At 32.5% G+C, this 15,881-nt stretch carries 14 protein-coding genes and 1 rRNA gene; 9 read left to right on the top strand and 6 right to left on the bottom strand.

The genetic code is table 11. The features are described from left to right. Positions 1–46 precede the first annotated feature (46 nt). From rrf to IHE43_RS13490, 3 genes are all read left to right on the top strand, one after another. Positions 47–156: ribosomal RNA gene (gene rrf, locus IHE43_RS13480) — 5S ribosomal RNA — on the top strand. A gap of 393 nt (positions 157–549) precedes the next feature. Next, complete coding sequence (locus IHE43_RS13485; protein ID WP_192184363.1) at positions 550–1,002, top strand: DUF1569 domain-containing protein; 453 nt, start codon at positions 550–552, stop codon at positions 1,000–1,002. A gap of 171 nt (positions 1,003–1,173) precedes the next feature. Further along, the gene (locus IHE43_RS13490) at positions 1,174–1,461 is read left to right on the top strand and encodes a hypothetical protein (protein WP_225585112.1); all 288 of its coding nucleotides are present in this window, start codon (positions 1,174–1,176) and stop codon (positions 1,459–1,461) included. On the opposite strand, the gene nth is transcribed toward IHE43_RS13490, so the two are convergent. Both nth and IHE43_RS13500 read right to left on the bottom strand, forming a co-directional pair. Further along, on the bottom strand, positions 1,430–2,107 hold the full coding sequence (nth, locus tag IHE43_RS13495) for an endonuclease III (RefSeq protein ID WP_192184364.1): 678 nt from the start codon (positions 2,105–2,107) through the stop codon (positions 1,430–1,432). The two genes, IHE43_RS13490 and nth, sit on opposite strands and share 32 nt — an antisense overlap. 44 nt (positions 2,108–2,151) lie before the next feature. Next, the gene (locus IHE43_RS13500) at positions 2,152–3,018 is read right to left on the bottom strand and encodes an alpha/beta fold hydrolase (protein ID WP_192184365.1); all 867 of its coding nucleotides are present in this window, start codon (positions 3,016–3,018) and stop codon (positions 2,152–2,154) included. A 99-nt stretch (positions 3,019–3,117) separates the two neighbouring features. Here IHE43_RS13500 and IHE43_RS13505 point away from each other — a divergent pair, with 99 nt between their 5' ends. The 6 genes from IHE43_RS13505 to IHE43_RS13530 all read left to right on the top strand — a co-directional run bounded on the left by IHE43_RS13505 (position 3,118) and on the right by IHE43_RS13530 (position 12,738). Next, positions 3,118–4,545: a glycogen synthase gene (locus tag IHE43_RS13505; protein WP_192184366.1), complete on the top strand. Its 1,428-nt coding sequence runs from the start codon at positions 3,118–3,120 to the stop codon at positions 4,543–4,545. Further along, the gene (locus tag IHE43_RS13510) at positions 4,535–5,815 is read left to right on the top strand and encodes a glucose-1-phosphate adenylyltransferase (protein ID WP_192184367.1); all 1,281 of its coding nucleotides are present in this window, start codon (positions 4,535–4,537) and stop codon (positions 5,813–5,815) included. Before IHE43_RS13505 ends, IHE43_RS13510 begins: the two co-directional genes overlap by 11 nt. A gap of 37 nt (positions 5,816–5,852) precedes the next feature. Next, on the top strand, positions 5,853–7,757 hold the full coding sequence (gene glgB / locus IHE43_RS13515; protein ID WP_192184368.1) for a 1,4-alpha-glucan branching protein GlgB: 1,905 nt from the start codon (positions 5,853–5,855) through the stop codon (positions 7,755–7,757). 201 nt (positions 7,758–7,958) lie between these two features. Further along, positions 7,959–10,358: a glycoside hydrolase family 31 protein gene (locus IHE43_RS13520; RefSeq protein ID WP_192184369.1), complete on the top strand. Its 2,400-nt coding sequence runs from the start codon at positions 7,959–7,961 to the stop codon at positions 10,356–10,358. 85 nt (positions 10,359–10,443) lie between these two features. Continuing rightward, the gene (locus IHE43_RS13525; protein WP_192184370.1) at positions 10,444–11,253 is read left to right on the top strand and encodes a M48 family metallopeptidase; all 810 of its coding nucleotides are present in this window, start codon (positions 10,444–10,446) and stop codon (positions 11,251–11,253) included. Between the two features lie 159 nt (positions 11,254–11,412). Next, positions 11,413–12,738 (top strand): MFS transporter, encoded by a 1,326-nt coding sequence (locus tag IHE43_RS13530; protein ID WP_192184371.1) that lies wholly within the window; start codon positions 11,413–11,415, stop codon positions 12,736–12,738. Positions 12,739–12,820: 82 nt separating this feature from the next. Here IHE43_RS13530 and IHE43_RS13535 read toward each other — a convergent pair whose 3' ends face one another. From IHE43_RS13535 to IHE43_RS13550, 4 genes are read right to left on the bottom strand one after another with little or no spacing between them, the layout of a single operon-like run. Then, on the bottom strand, positions 12,821–13,543 hold the full coding sequence (locus tag IHE43_RS13535) for a head GIN domain-containing protein (protein ID WP_192184372.1): 723 nt from the start codon (positions 13,541–13,543) through the stop codon (positions 12,821–12,823). Between the two features lie 18 nt (positions 13,544–13,561). After that, complete coding sequence (locus IHE43_RS13540) at positions 13,562–14,623, bottom strand: hypothetical protein (RefSeq protein WP_192184373.1); 1,062 nt, start codon at positions 14,621–14,623, stop codon at positions 13,562–13,564. After that, a complete protein-coding gene (locus IHE43_RS13545) occupies positions 14,607–15,143 on the bottom strand; it encodes an anti-sigma factor (protein ID WP_192184374.1) in 537 nt (178 codons plus the stop codon). Before IHE43_RS13545 ends, IHE43_RS13540 begins: the two co-directional genes overlap by 17 nt. Next, a complete protein-coding gene (locus tag IHE43_RS13550; protein WP_192184375.1) occupies positions 15,140–15,694 on the bottom strand; it encodes an RNA polymerase sigma factor in 555 nt (184 codons plus the stop codon). Before IHE43_RS13550 ends, IHE43_RS13545 begins: the two co-directional genes overlap by 4 nt. Positions 15,695–15,881: the final 187 nt, after the last annotated feature.

Here is a 15,881-nt window from a genome sequence, read left to right on the forward strand (position 1 = left end):
GAAAGACTTTACAACTTTATGACTTTGGACTTTAGACTAACAACCTTAAGGTGGTTATTGCGGCGGGGCTCACCTCTTCCCATCCCGAACAGAGTAGTTAAGCCCGCCTGCGCAGATGGTACTGCAGTTATGTGGGAGAGTATGTCGTCGCCTTTCTTTTGAAGATCCTCATCATTTATTTGATGGGGATTTTTTTGTTTGCAATACTTTGTATTTTTTACCGCAAAGTGCGCAAAGGTTTTTTGTAGTTGTGTTTATTACTTTGTGTATAAGGTTCGCAAAGCCGGGACTTTAAAAATAAAACCTGTATAAGAGTAGAATTGGAATTTGGGATTTAAGAGTTGGAATTTCTTCTGGAACCTAGACTTCTGGTTTATCCTGAACTGCGTTAGGAATGGGAATACAGCCGACAGCCGACCCGTTGCGGCTGGAAACGCAACGCCCATGTTATATCATCTATACGAAATAGTTCCTTTTATTATTTAAATCCTAATTTTTATATATTTGTCTAACTTATTACTATTGTTCAAATTTCAATAAACAGAAAAAATGAAAAATATTTTTCATACAGATGATTCTCAGGAATTTGTCAACAGAATTAATCAGCTTACACCACAATCAAAAGCACTTTGGGGTAAAATGACTGTTGCACAAATGCTGGCTCATTGTAATATTGCATATGAAATGGTTTATGAAGATATTCATCCTAAACCAAATGCCTTTATAAGGTTGATTTTAAAATTATTGGTAAAGAACTCGGTAGTAAGCGAAAAGCCATATCCAAAAAATAACCATACCGCGCCTCAATTTATTATTAAAGATGAGCGAAATTTTGATATCGAAAGGGATAGATTAATTGCCTATCTTAATAAAACAAATGAATTGGGTGTAAGTAATTTTGAAGGAAAAGAATCGCTGTCTTTTGGGAAATTGAGTGCAGTGGAATGGAATAATATGTTTGCAAAACATTTACAACATCATTTAAGTCAATTTGGTGTCTAATTTTTTTAATTTTAAATATTTGATTATGAGGAGTTTTGTTGTGGTATTTTTTCTGTTTTTCGGGCTATACGCGAATGCACAGAAACAAGAAGTTCAGAAAACCATAGAATATTTTTTTGAAGGATTTCATCAAAAGATACGATTAAAATAAAATCGGTTTGTTCGGATAGAATGATTTTACAATCTATTAGTGAGAGCACTGTTAAGGGTAATAAATTATCGGATGAGGGCGTAAAATATTTTTATAAATCAATTGCGACAATTCCTTCTTCCATGAAATTTCAGGAAAAAATTCTTAGTTACACTATTCAGATTGATGGAACAATGGCGCATGTTTGGGCACCCTATGAGTTTTATTTGAATGATAAATTAAGTCATTCGGGCGTCAATACTTTTACTTTATTTAAAGAGAAAGATGCCTGGAAAATTATTTATTTGATTGATACAAGAAGAAAATAATATTTATATTACTTCTCTTTGGTAGTAGACAGTAATCTGCAATTAAACATTCCTCACATTTTGGTTTTGGTCTGCAAGTTTCTCTTCCATGAAATGAAATTGCCATTCCGATTTCTGACCAAATTGATTTTGGAAGAACCTGCATCAGATCTTTTTCTACTTTATTTCCGTCTTTACTTTCTTTTATTATTCCAATTCTTGGTGCTACACGTATAACATGTAAATCGGCAATAATGCCTTCAGCTGGTTTATGAGTTTCTCTTAAAATAACATTAGCAGATTTTCTTCCGATTCCTTTTAGAGCTGTCAATTCTTTCATATTCAAAGGAATATCTTCGTCTTTTTTTATCGTCTTTACAATTTCTAACAACCATTGTGCTTTTGTTGGATAATTCCTTACTTTATTGATATAAGGTATAAAAGTTTCAGGACTTGCCTCAGATAAACTTTTGAGTGTTGGAAATTTTTCAAATAAAGCGGGTGCAATTTTATTGATATTGGCGTCAGAATCTTGTGCAGATAACACTACCATGACCAATAATTGATATGTGTTTTGATATTCTAAAGGATGTTTTTTTCCTTTATATTTTTTTAAAATGGGTTTTAATTTTGTTTCCCAATCTGATGTTTCTCCAAATAAATCCATTTTATTTTCAGTTAGAATTAAACAAAAATATAACTATTACAAAATTAAGTACTTTTTATAAAATCTATAGTTTTTTTAATAACATTCTGATTTCCAAGTATTTTACGGTGTCCTAAACCTTCTGTCAAATATAAAGTCCCATTTTCAAGTTGTTTATGAATATGAATTCCTGCTTTAACAGGAACTTCAGGATCATTATAATCATGTATCACCAAAACTGGAATTTTTATTTGTTGAGCAGCTTTATAAGCAGAGAAATCATCCATTTTGACCCGATATTTGTTTTCAAAGTGATCTCGTAAACGTTCACTGATTTCTTGCTTTAATCCTAATTTCGAAATGAAATCGTCCAAAATATCCTGGACTATATCTCCACTTCCAATTATTACAGCTCGATTTACTTGCAAGCCATCTTTAATTGCATTTAAAACTGACATTCCGCCAAGCGAATGGCCAATTGCAATTTCAAAAGGACCAAATTGTTTTTCAATTTCTAAGATTGATGCAATAAATTCAGACATAATAGTTGTCTTTCCCTTAGACTTTCCGTGTGCAGGAGCATCAAAACTAATAGTTGAATATCCCAGCTTTACAAACTCGTCGGCTATTTTAAATAATTGTGTTCCTCTTCCAGACCAGCCGTGAACAAGTAAAATCTTCCTGTTGCTTTTTCCATACTCATAAGTAACAATTCTTTTATCTATCGCAGGAATATAAATTGTATTTTGAATGCTTTTGTGATCCATTTCCAATTCTCTTTTTGGAACCTTATGTTTTATTGGTGTTGTAAATAACCGGGCAGCATAATTTGTAACAAACTTAGTGGAAATAAAAGCGCATATTCTACTTGATATAATGATAAACTGTGGAATTTTTAAAGATTCAGTAGGATTGTTTGCCTTTTTTGCCATATCAATAATTTTTTTTTGGAGTCTTTATTTTACTTTCTTTTTTCCTAAATTTAGGAAACATAAAAGTAGTACAATAATAGATGTTTATAAATTTCTAAAATGGAAATATTTCATATAAGTGCAGAATGTTATCCGATGGCAAAAGTTGGAGGTTTAGCTGACGTCGTTGGAGCACTGCCAAAATATCAAAAAAATGCTGGTCATGAAGTTAGGGTTGTTGTTCCTGCCTATGCTACCAAATTTAAAAATGAAAATGACTTTGAGTGTGTCCACTGGGCTACTGTTAAGCTGGGTAATTTCGATTTTCCGTTCAGTGTTTTAAAAGAAACGAGCGATAAACTTGGTTATGAACTATATCTGATAGAAATTAATGAATTATTTGATCGTCCAAATGTATATGGATACGAAGATGATATAGAGCGTTTTTTATCTTTTCAGATCGCGGCTTTAGATTGGATTACATCTCGAAAAGAAGTTCCGGCTATTATTAATTGTCATGATCATCATACAGGATTAATTCCGTTTTTAGTGAAGTACGCCTATAAATATGAAAGTCTCAGAAGTGTTAGAACTGTAATTACAATTCACAATGGCCTTTATCAAGGGTGGTTTGGTTTTGATAAATTGCATTATTTGCCTGAATTTGATTTGATTCATGTTGGATTTTTAGAATGGAATAATTCTCTTAATTCATTGGCTGTAGGTGTAAAATGTGCTCATGCTGTTACAACTGTTTCTCCTAGTTATTTGAATGAGATTAATTATGCAGCAAATGGTTTAGAAGCTTTATTTAATTCTGTAAGAAGCAAGTCAAAAGGAATTCTAAATGGAATTGATTTTGAGGTTTGGGATCCGTCTAAAGATCAAATGATTGATGCTAATTATTCAATTGAAACTTTTGAAACAGGTAAATTGAAAAATAAAGAAAAGCTTTGTGAGCAGTTTGAATTAGATCCGACAAAACCATTATTTAGTTTTATTGGGCGCTTATTTGAGGAAAAAGGTGGGGATTTATTACCTCAGGCATCAGCTTTGGCTTTATCTGAAAATTTTGAAAACATCAATATTTTGATTTTAGGATCAGGAAATGCTGTAATCGAAGAACAGTTAGTGCAATTGCGAAATGATTATAATGGGAATTACAATGTTTTTATTGGTTATAATGAAGAATTAGCACATTTGATTTATGCAGGTTCCGATTATATTTTAATGCCTTCACGAGTTGAACCTTGTGGGTTAAATCAAATGTACGCATTGCGTTATGGAACGGTTCCGATTGTGAGAAGAACTGGAGGATTGCGTGATACAGTAATTGATTTTGGAGATGACGGAAATGGAATATGCCATGATCAGGCTTCTGTTGGAGATATTTGTTATTCTATAAATCGTGCAGTGAAATTGTACGATGATAAAATCAATTTCAATAAAGTTATAAAAAAGGGAATGGCGACAGATCATTCCTGGGAAAGAGTTTGCCAAGAGTACATCGAGATATACAACCTAATAATTGAGAAAAATGAAATTTAAAAAGAAAAATGTAGTTGCTATTATTTTAGGAGGAGGACAGGGATCACGTTTGTTTCCGTTAACTGAAACGAGATCTAAACCTGCGGTGCCAATTGGAGGAAAATACAGGTTGGTTGATATTCCTATTTCAAATTGTATCAATTCTGATATTTTTAAAATATTTGTTTTGACACAGTTTAATTCGGCATCATTGAATGCACATATCAAAAACACTTTTAATTTTAGTATTTTCAGTCAGTCATTTGTTGATATTTTGGCGGCAGAACAAACTCCTGATAATCCAACCTGGTTTCAGGGAACTGCAGATGCTGTTCGACAATGTATGTCGCATTTTCTTAAACATGAGTTTGATTACGCTTTAATTTTATCGGGAGATCAATTGTATCAAATGGATTTTAACGAAATGTTAGAAGCACACATTGCAGCGGATGCAGCTATTTCTATTGCAACTTTACCCGTAAACGCAAAAGATGCGCCTGAATTCGGAATTCTTAAAACTAATCATGAAAGCTGTATTGAGGCTTTTATAGAAAAACCTGACGCTTCTTTATTGCCAGAATGGGAATCTGAAGTTAGTGAGCAAATGCAGGAAAAAGGTAAAAAATATCTGGCTTCAATGGGAATCTATATTTTCAATCGCCAATTATTGGAAGATTTAATGGCCGACCCGCATACAAAAGATTTTGGAAAAGAAATCATTCCACAAGCTGTTGGAAAACATAAAATACTAAGTTATCAGTACGAAGGATATTGGACAGATATTGGAAATATAGAATCATTTTTTGAAGCAAATATTGGCTTAACCGCTGATATTCCAGAGTTCAATTTATTTGATAATGATAATAAAATTTTTACACGTCCAAGATTACTTCCTCCATCAAAATTTAGAAATTCAATTATCAATCAGTCTTTAATTTCTGAAGGATGTATTATCAATGCTAAAGAAATCAAGAGGTCTGTAATTGGAATTCGTTCCAGAATTGGAGAAGGAACTGTGCTTGAAAATTGTTATGTCATGGGTAACGATTTTTATCAGGACCTTGATGAACTAAATCATGAAGCAAATATCAATAAAATTCATGTTGGAATTGGAGAAAACTGTTTTATTCAAAATACCTTAGTCGATAAAAATGTACGCATTGGAAACAACGTTCATATCAGCGGAGGAAAGCATTTAGATAATTTTACTAATGAATTATACAGTATAAAAGATGGTATTGTAGTTATTAAAAAAGGAGCAATTCTCTCTGATAATTTCAGAATTGAATAAAAAGCATAAAAATTAATTATTGCCTTAAAAACCAAATATGTCTAAAGTAATCACGCATTCTCTATTTACTGATTTTGATATCGATTTGTTCAAAGCAGGAAAACACTTCAAATTATATGAAAAATTAGGAGCGCATTTAGTTGAAGTTGATGGAGTAAAAGGTGTTTATTTTGCCGTTTGGGCACCTACTGCACAATCTGTTACTGTTGTTGGTGATTTTAATTATTGGACAGGAAACGAACATCAATTACAAGTTCGCTGGGATTCTTCCGGAATTTGGGAAGGTTTTATTCCAGAAATTGCCAAAGGAGCACTTTACAAATATAAAATCCAATCTAATATTAATGGAATTGTAACTGAGAAAGCAGATCCATTCGCTTTATATTGTGAAAAACCGCCTCATACTGCTTCTGTTGTTTGGGGCTTAGATTATAAGTGGAAGGATGAAAACTGGATGCAATCGCGTAAAAATCATAATGGTTTAGATAAACCTTATTCGGTTTACGAAGTGCATCTGGGTTCTTGGAAACGTGCTGATCATAATCGGTTTATGACTTATTTGGAATTAGCTGATGACTTGGTTGCTTATGTAAAAGAAACTGGTTTTACACACGTTGAATTTATGCCAATAATGGAATATCCGTACGATCCTTCCTGGGGATATCAGTTGACAGGATATTTTGCACCAACTTCTCGTTTTGGAAAACCGCAGGACTTTATGGTTTTGGTTGATAAATTGCATCAGGCTGGTATTGGTGTGATTTTAGATTGGGTTCCATCACATTTTCCAGATGATGCACATGGCTTAGGTTTTTTCGACGGCTCACATTTATATGAACATCCGGATCGCAGAAAAGGGTATCATCCTGATTGGAAAAGTTTGGTTTTTAATTATGGTCGTAATGAAGTCCGTGCTTTTTTAATCAGTAACGCCGTGTTTTGGTTGCAGCATTATCATGCTGATGGCTTGAGAGTTGATGCAGTAGCTTCAATGTTATATTTGGATTATTCTCGTGAAGAAGGCGAGTGGGAACCTAATATTTATGGAGGTAGAGAGAATCTTGATACGATAAGTTTTCTTAAAGAATTTAATGAGGTAATCTATGCTAATTTTGATGGAGTTCAAACTATTGCTGAAGAGAGTACTTCTTTTTCAATGGTTTCACGACCTACGTTTACTGGTGGTTTAGGCTTTGGAATGAAATGGATGATGGGCTGGATGCACGATACTTTGAAATACTTTCAAAAAGAAACTGTTTATCGTAAATACCATCAAAACGATTTGACTTTTTCGATGACTTATGCTTTTACCGAAAATTTTATGCTTCCGTTTTCGCATGATGAAGTTGTGTATGGAAAAAAATCTATAGCCAATAAAATGCCAGGAGATGAATGGCAGAAATTTGCCAATTTAAGATTGCTGTACGGTTACATGTTTACGCACCCGGGAACAAAATTATTGTTTATGGGTTCTGAATTTGGTCAAAGTGATGAATGGAATTTTGAGAAAAGTTTAGATTGGCATTTGTTGCAGTATGACTACCATTCGGGTGTGAAAAAGTTAATTACAGATTTGAATCAGTTGTATAAATCTCGTCCTGCATTGTTTGAAAAGCAGTTTACAGGAGAAGGTTTTGAATGGATTAATTATTCCGATCATCAAAATGCTGTTTTATCTTATATCCGTAAAGGAAATAACTCGGATGAAAATCTAATAGTGGTTTGTAATCTTACTCAGGTTATTCGGGAAAACTACAGAATTGGAATTTCCCAAAAAGGTAAATTAGAAGAGATTTTTAATAGTGATGCAAAAGTTTACGGAGGAAGTGGTGTTGGGAATCCAAAAGCCATAAAAATTGAATCTTCACCATATGATGGCAGAGATTATTCGGTTGAATTAACGTTGCCTCCTTTAAGTGTGACTGTTTATTCATTTGCTTAAAATTTCTATATTAATTTACTGAATACCAATTTATCATTTTTTGATTCTAATATTATCGAATTGTTGATTTTTTGAGATGTAATTTGTTACTCATACAGAAAAAACGTTTTCGTGAATAAACCTCATATTCATAGTGCTTTATATAGTTTTTTTGTATGTTTGAAATAGCGATATAGTTAGAATAATTAATGCATTAGCAATATGATTACAAATACATCATTAGAATATAAAGGCGATTTATATCCATCAAAAATCGTTTCGCATGAACATGAGGGCGATTCTATTTTCTTTCATACAGATAACAAAGTAATTTTAAAAGTCACTATTCTTAGAGACAGTTTAATCCGATTTCGTTTTACTACAAAAGGATATTTTAGCAATGACTTTTCGTATGCAATTGATAAAACGCAACTTCATGGTTATAATTTTTTAGAACTTACTGAAGAAGAAACTTATTTTGTGATTAGAACAAGCAAAGTAAAATGTAAAATTCAGAAAGCAGATCTTCGTTTGTCGATTTACGATTTAAATGATCTTTTAATTCTTGAAGATGAACTTGGTTTTCATTGGGAAGAAAGCTATGAATATGGTGGGAATATTGTAAAAATGAGTAAATCTTCCAAAGATGGAGAATGCTTTTACGGTCTTGGAGACAAGGCCACGCAAATGAATTTAAAAGGCAAAAGACTTGAGAATTTTGCCACTGATCAATATGCCTATCAAAAAGATCAGGAACCTTTGTATAAAGTAGTTCCGTTTTATATTGGATTACATAACAAACAGTCGTACGGGATTTTCTTTGATAACACTTTTAGAACCTTTTTTGATTTTTGTCAGGAAAGAAGAAACGTTGCCAGCTTTTGGGCTGAAGGCGGTGAAATGAATTATTATTTCATTTACGGCCCACAAATGCAGGATGTTGTAACAACTTATACAGATTTAACGGGTAAACCTGAATTACCGCCGCTTTGGGTTTTAGGATATCACCAATGTAAATGGAGTTATTATCCGGAAAGTAAAGTAAAAGAAATCACTTCAAAATTTAGAGAACTTAAAATTCCGTGTGATGCCATTTATCTGGACATTGATTACATGGAAGGTTTTCGATGTTTTACGTGGAATAAGGAATATTTTCCTGATCCAAAAAAGATGGTGGCTGAATTAGCCGAAGATGGTTTTAAAACTGTTGTTATTATCGATCCCGGAATTAAAATTGATAAAGATTATTGGGTTTACCAGGAAGCTTTAGAAAAAGATTATTTCTGCAAAAGAGCCGACGGGCCTTACATGAAAGGAAAAGTCTGGCCGGGAGAATGTAATTTCCCAGATTATACAAATCCCGTAGTCAGAGAATGGTGGGCAGGATTATTTAAAGAATTGATTTCAGATATTGGCGTAAAAGGAGTTTGGAATGATATGAATGAACCGGCGGTTATGGAAGTTCCCAATAAAACTTTCCCGATGGACGTTCGTCACTCATACGATGGAAATCCTTGCAGTCACAGAAAAGCACATAATATTTACGGTACACAAATGGCAAGGGCTACGTATCATGGTGTAAAACGTTTTGCCTATCCTAAACGTCCTTTTGTAATTACAAGATCAGCTTATTCAGGTGCACAACGATATACTTCGTCCTGGACAGGTGATAACGTTGCAACCTGGGAACATTTATGGATTGCAAACATTCAGGTGCAAAGAATGTGTATTTCAGGAATGGGATTTACAGGTTCTGATATTGGAGGTTTTGCCGAACAGCCAACAGGTGAATTATATGCACGTTGGATTCAGTTAGGTGTTTTTCATCCATTTTGCAGGACACATTCTTCAGGAGATCACGGAAATCAGGAACCATGGGCTTTTGATGAAGAAGTTATCAATATTACCAGAAAGTTTGTAAGTCTCCGTTATCAATTACTTCCTTATTTATATACTATGTTCTGGCAATATATTGAAGAAGGCGTCCCGATGTTAAAACCTCTTGTTTATTACGATCAGGAAGATATTCAAACACATTATCGTAATGATGAATTTATCTTCGGAAATCAAATTTTAGTTTGCCCTATTCTTGAACCTAATGCTGTAGGTAGACGTATGTATATTCCAAGAGGAGAATGGTATAACTATTGGACAAATGAATTTTCAATAGGAGGAAGAGAGGTTTGGGTTGATACTAAATTTGATGAGATTCCTGTTTTTGTAAAAGCAGGAGCTATTATTCCTAAATATCCGGTTCAGCAATATGTTGGTGAACTTGAATTTGATGAATTAACACTTGATTTATACTTCAAAATTGGAAAAGAACAATCATTTGTATATGAAGATGCACAAGATGGTTATGATTATAAAAAAGGCCGTTACAGTTATTTATCTTTTAGAACAATTGGAAAAGAAAAGGAATTAATTATTCAACTACATAAAGAAGGAAAATACGATACTCCATATAGAAAATATAAAATCAATTTAATTGGTTTGCCTTTTAAAGTGACCGAAATTGAAATTGACAATGAAAAAGTAGAATTTGATAAAATTGCTTTTGAAGCGAATCATTTCTTAATTGTTGATAAAGAGTTTAATGAGCTTCATATTGTGGGTGAATAAGTAAATTCTGATACGTTTGTGAAAAATTATATAAAATAAAACGTTAATATTAATTGTATTTTTGTGTAGTAAAATATCAAAAATCATGAAAAAATATCTAATATCAGGGATTTGTATAGCTGTTTTAATTGGCTGTGCAACCAATCCAATTACAGGAAAGCAAAATTTAAATTTTGTTTCAAACAGTGAATTATTTCCAACTTCGTTTCAGCAGTATAATGCATTTATCTCTGAAAATAAGGTTATAACAGGAACTCCTGATGCCAAAAGAGTTGAAACAGTAGGTATAAGAATTAAAGCTGCCGCCGAAAAATATTTAACTTATTTAGGACAAACACAATATTTAAAAGATTATCGATGGGAATATAAACTTGTGGATAATAAAGAAGTAAATGCATGGTGTATGCCTGGTGGAAAAATCGTAGTGTATTCAGGAATTTTGCCGGTTACGCAGGACGAAGCTGGATTAGCAACAGTTATGGGGCATGAAGTTTCTCACGCATTGGCTAATCATGGTGCACAAAGAATGAGTGCCGCACAGTTACAACAAATTGGAGGAGTGGCTTTGGGAGCTGCAACAAGTGGTAAATCAGAACAAACACAGCAAATATTTTCGCAGGCGTATGGTCTGGGGACAGAAGTGGGAGTGATGTTGCCATTTAGCCGAGGTAATGAAACTGAGGCCGATAAAATTGGATTGACACTTATGGCAATTGCCGGTTACAATCCAGACGATGCTGTAACATTCTGGAGCAGAATGTCTGCCAAATCTGGTGCAGCGGGAACTCCGGAATTTATGAGTACACACCCTTCTGATGCGACTAGGATTGCAAATATAAAATCCCTGATACCTGAAGCAAAAGCTATGGCGCTTAAAGTGGGTACGATTAGATAATTCAATTTCAAAAATATTTAAACGCCATTCTGAAAAGAGTGGTTTTTTTTGTGCAAATTTTAAATTGTTCATAATTTATTAATACACGAATTAGACAAAAATCTATTTGATTATCATAAAAATTAGATAAATTCGTACCGCATTAACAAAACCATTTCTATGAAAAACCTACAAAAAGGAGATAAAAAATTATTAAATGCGTGGGCATTTTATGATTGGGCAAATTCAGTTTATACGCTTACGATTGCTTCAGCTGTATTTCCAATATTTTATGAAGCTTTATTCTCAAAGGATAATCATTATATTGATGTTTTTGGTATGCATCTAAAGAATTCTGCTTTGATTAGTTTTATAACTGCTTTTGCCTTTTTGGTAGTTTCTTTTATTTCTCCTTTACTGTCAGGAATTGCTGATTATGTTGGAAATAAAAAGTCTTTCATGAAGTTTTTCTGTTATTTAGGAGCCCTGTCCTGTATGGGATTGTATTGGTTTGATCTTGATAATATTTATATTGGACTTGCATTTTATTTCCTTGGATTGATTGGATATTGGGGGAGTTTGGTTTTTTATAATTCTTATTTGCCTGATATTGCATTTGAAGAACAACAAGATAAAATTAGTGCCAAAGGATATTCTTTAGGCTATATTGGAAGTGTGATTTTATTGATTATTAACTTAGCAATGATCATGAAGCCAAAACTTTTTGGAATCAGCGGAACAGATGGTGAAGCTGCAATGAAGGCTATGCGTTATTCCTTTATAATGGTGGGTGCTTGGTGGATATTATTTAGTCAATATACTTATTATTATTTGCCAAAAGGAAGCAAAGAGAATGGTCAAAAATTAACGAATGATGTAATATTTAACGGTTTCAAAGAATTGAAAAAAGTTTGGGCTTTATTACAGGAAAACATTCCTTTAAAGAGATATTTAGGAGGGTTTTTCGTTTCTAGTATGGCGGTTCAGACCGTTATGCTTGTAGCAACTTATTTTGGAGCACAGGAAATTCAATGGTCCTCGAAAGAAGAAGGTACAATTGGTTTGATTATCTGTATTTTAATTATACAGTTGGTAGCGGTTGTTGGTGCTTTTTTAACTTCAAGAGCTTCTTCTAAATTTGGTAATATTCCAACTTTAATTGTGATTAATATAATTTGGGCAGTGTTTTGTGCTTTGGCATTCTTTATAACATTACCAATGCATTTTTATGTAATGGCTACCGTGGCCGGATTTGTAATGGGGGGAATTCAGGCACTTTCTCGTTCAACTTATTCAAAATTATTACCTGAGACAAAAGATACAGCTTCATTTTTCAGTTTTTATGATGTGGCTGAAAAAATTGGAATTGTAATCGGAATGTGTGTATATGGAGTTATCGATCAAATAACCGGAAGTCCGCGTGCAGCAATTGTGATTTTAGGGATCTTTTTTGTTACTGCCATTTTTCTTTTGAGACGAGTTCATAAAAAAGGCGCTGTAAATTAATTAAGCGCCTTTGATAGATTATATAAAAGTGATTTATTTGATTGATGATAATTTTTGAATCTCAATGGGATTTATCTATTAATTATGCTTTTGATATATTTCCGGAACCAGAAACTTTTACATCTCTTTTTTCAGGATTACCAGTGTATTTTATATCACCCGATCCTGAAACTCTTGCGGTTAAAACTTCGCTACAATTAACTTTACTATCCCCTGATCCTGAAACATTAACATCAACATTTTTTGATTTTAGTTCACCAGCATCGATGTTACCTGAGCCAGAAAGTTTTGTTGTGAAACTATCTGCAGAACCTTTCAAACGTACATTTCCAGAACCACTTAAATTAAGTTCTAAAGAGTTAGAATCAACTGCCAGGTTAAAGTTTCCTGAACCAGAAAGTTTTGCTAAGAATTTATCATTTTTTATAGCATCTTTCGATTGAATATCTCCGGAGCCGGATAAACTTAATTCAGAAATTTTCTCAAACGGAACTGTCACCTGAACTTTTTTACCCATACTCGAATGGATATTAGTATTTTTCTTTACCTGAATTTTCAAGGTATTGTCTTCAACTTCTACAATAATAGCAGATAGAATATTCTCTTCGCCTTTCATAATAATTTTGCCTTCTTTTCCTGCCACCAGATCGACATCAAAAGACCCCGAAATTTTTATAGCATCATATCCTGAAGTTGTTCTTGTTTCAGAAACTACTTTACCGTTTCCGTTTATTTTTTCAGATTGTGCATTAGCAACAAAACATACTAAAAATGCACCACAAACTAATTGTATTAATTTTTTCATTGTTTTAAACTTTTAAGATTATTGTTTTTTGATTAAGGTTACGTTTCCGTAATTAGAATTAATTGTTACTTTGTTTTGACCTTTTTTCTTATTAAAGCCGCTGATTCTTTTGCTTGAATTTTTGCTTTCAGTAACAGAAACATCTAAAGAGCTATCGTTTTTTATATTTCCATATTTAGTATTAATGTCAAAATCAAAAGCATAATTCGCATCGTATCCTAAAGAAACATCAGTATAGCCAGTATTGATATTTACATTATTTGCTTTACTTGTTATAGTAGAAATGTTTATTTTACTGTAATTGGCATCCACATTAATATTGTTTGAAATTTCAGCAATAGAAATGGTAAGGTAGTTCCCAGATCCTGAAAACGAATTTAATTTCTGGAATTTTAAAGTTCCGTAGTTACAGTCATATTTAATATTTTGTCCGTCAGCAACAACTAGATCAGTATAGTTAGTATCAAGATTTAAATTGCCCGAATCATTTATTTTTAAACCAGAATAACGTGCTTCAACAGTACCATTTTTAATATAATCAATAGTTGAATTTTGACAATATTCGATTTGAAATCTATTATTTGTATTGTTTAGTTTCCCTACTGTAACCTTTCCGTATTTACAGGCAATATCGCTGGCTCCTTCTAAACTTAAAACTGTGATGTTACCATATTTGTTCATAAGCTTTATAGTTCCGTTTTTTGGGATTTTTATAACATAATTGATCTCAAAACTATTGTTGCTTCCTTTGCTTTTTAGCGAAGAACTACCAAGTTTTGTCACAGCGGTAACCATAGATTTCAATGCTGTAATATCAACATCAATGCTGTTTAGTCTTTCGTTTACCCAGTTTTCATTAGGTCCGGTAACTTTTATGGTGATATCAATATTAATTTTATCTTCATCCCAGGTTGATACCGAAATACTTCCGTATTTATTGTCAATATCAATTCCGGCATTCGAGTTTACGATATAGGTTTTATTAATGTTTTTTTGTTTTGAAATAAAAGTGTCATCATTTGAAAATCCAAGAAAAGGAATCAAAATGAATAGAATAAGTATTTTATAATGTTTTTTCATCTGTGGTGTTTTTTAGATTTTCGTTTTCTTCAATTCTTTTTAGAACGGTTTGCAAAAAAGAGATACGCGTCTGCAGATTGCTTATCATGGCATAAATGATTTGTTTATTTTCACCATTTTTTTGCAGTTCATTAATAATTTTTTGGTAATCGGCATCAAAAACTTTCATTTGTTTTAATGCGTCGTTAATAATTTGTTCGTTTTCAGGCGAACTTTTTTCTTTTAGTTTTACTAGCTCGTTATCGATTAAAATGCTAAAAATTGAATCTGTTCGTTGTGTTTCTTTAGAGGCAAATTTGAATTCCTTCGGTTTCTCATTTTTATAAAAAATTGAAATTCCTAACATTAAGACAATCGAAGCCGCAATAGCAGTTACAAACCAGTAATTTTTTTTCTTTGGCTGCTTTTTATTTAACTTATTCAAAAAATCTACCTGATGATCAGAATTCATTTCCTGTACATCCCATTGATTTTCAAACTTGTTAAATAATTCATTTAAATTGTCATTTTCCTTTTTCATACTTCCTCTAATTTTTTTCGTAAACTTTCTTTGGCTCTGCTTAATGTTGTTCTGCAGTTTGCATAACTAATATTCAAAATTTCGCTAATCTCTTCCTGATCGTAACCTTCAATATAAAAGAGTGTCAATACCATTCGGTAATTATCTTTTAGGGCTAAAATGGTATCTAAAACCTGTTTTACTTTAAGTGAATTCAAATCAATGTTTTCAGAATAAAAACTGTCGTTTTCTTCGATTTTATAAAGCGTCTTGCTTAAATCTTCGACCTGAAAAGAATTATTCTTTTTATAAAAATCAATACTATAATTGACAATGATTTTTTTTAGCCACGCTCCAAAAGCGACTTCCTGTTTGTAATCGTTTATTTTTGTAAAAGCTTTCAAAAAACCTTCCTGCATGACGTCTTGTGCAAAATGTTCGTCTTTTACAATCCTGTATGCTACGTTATACATAGCTTTACTGTAACGATTGTAAACTTCAAACTGTGCCTTTTGATTATTGTTTTTACAAAGCGCGATTAATTCTTCGATATTTTGATTGGTTATACTCAAGTAATGGTTGCTAGTTTTATATAAGGACTTTGCTTTTTTTGATATGTTACACTTTTCATAAAATTAATTTTATTTTTTTTGAAATAATTAGATTTGCTACTTAAAATTGAATTTCAAAACTGACTCTTTTGCATTTGGCATAATGATTGTCTATTTTTACCGCCTATGTTGTAAATGAAACACTTAT

This window comes from Flavobacterium sp. MDT1-60, assembly GCF_014844035.1.
Lineage (GTDB): Bacteria > Bacteroidota > Bacteroidia > Flavobacteriales > Flavobacteriaceae > Flavobacterium.

Excerpts from the sequence above, each read along its gene's own strand:
- IHE43_RS13490 (WP_225585112.1), top strand. The coding sequence starts at position 1,174 with ATGATTTTACAATCTATTAGTGAGAGCACTGTTAAGGGTAATAAATTA.
- IHE43_RS13530 (WP_192184371.1), top strand. The coding sequence starts at position 11,413 with ATGAAAAACCTACAAAAAGGAGATAAAAAATTATTAAATGCGTGGGCA.
- glgB (WP_192184368.1), top strand. The coding sequence starts at position 5,853 with ATGTCTAAAGTAATCACGCATTCTCTATTTACTGATTTTGATATCGAT.
- IHE43_RS13525 (WP_192184370.1), top strand. The coding sequence starts at position 10,444 with ATGAAAAAATATCTAATATCAGGGATTTGTATAGCTGTTTTAATTGGC.
- IHE43_RS13500 (WP_192184365.1), bottom strand. The coding sequence starts at position 3,018 with ATGGCAAAAAAGGCAAACAATCCTACTGAATCTTTAAAAATTCCACAG.
- IHE43_RS13485 (WP_192184363.1), top strand. The coding sequence starts at position 550 with ATGAAAAATATTTTTCATACAGATGATTCTCAGGAATTTGTCAACAGA.
- IHE43_RS13540 (WP_192184373.1), bottom strand. The coding sequence starts at position 14,623 with ATGAAAAAACATTATAAAATACTTATTCTATTCATTTTGATTCCTTTT.
- IHE43_RS13520 (WP_192184369.1), top strand. The coding sequence starts at position 7,959 with ATGATTACAAATACATCATTAGAATATAAAGGCGATTTATATCCATCA.
- IHE43_RS13535 (WP_192184372.1), bottom strand. The coding sequence starts at position 13,543 with ATGAAAAAATTAATACAATTAGTTTGTGGTGCATTTTTAGTATGTTTT.
- IHE43_RS13505 (WP_192184366.1), top strand. The coding sequence starts at position 3,118 with ATGGAAATATTTCATATAAGTGCAGAATGTTATCCGATGGCAAAAGTT.
- IHE43_RS13510 (WP_192184367.1), top strand. The coding sequence starts at position 4,535 with ATGAAATTTAAAAAGAAAAATGTAGTTGCTATTATTTTAGGAGGAGGA.
- nth (WP_192184364.1), bottom strand. The coding sequence starts at position 2,107 with ATGGATTTATTTGGAGAAACATCAGATTGGGAAACAAAATTAAAACCC.
- IHE43_RS13545 (WP_192184374.1), bottom strand. The coding sequence starts at position 15,143 with ATGAAAAAGGAAAATGACAATTTAAATGAATTATTTAACAAGTTTGAA.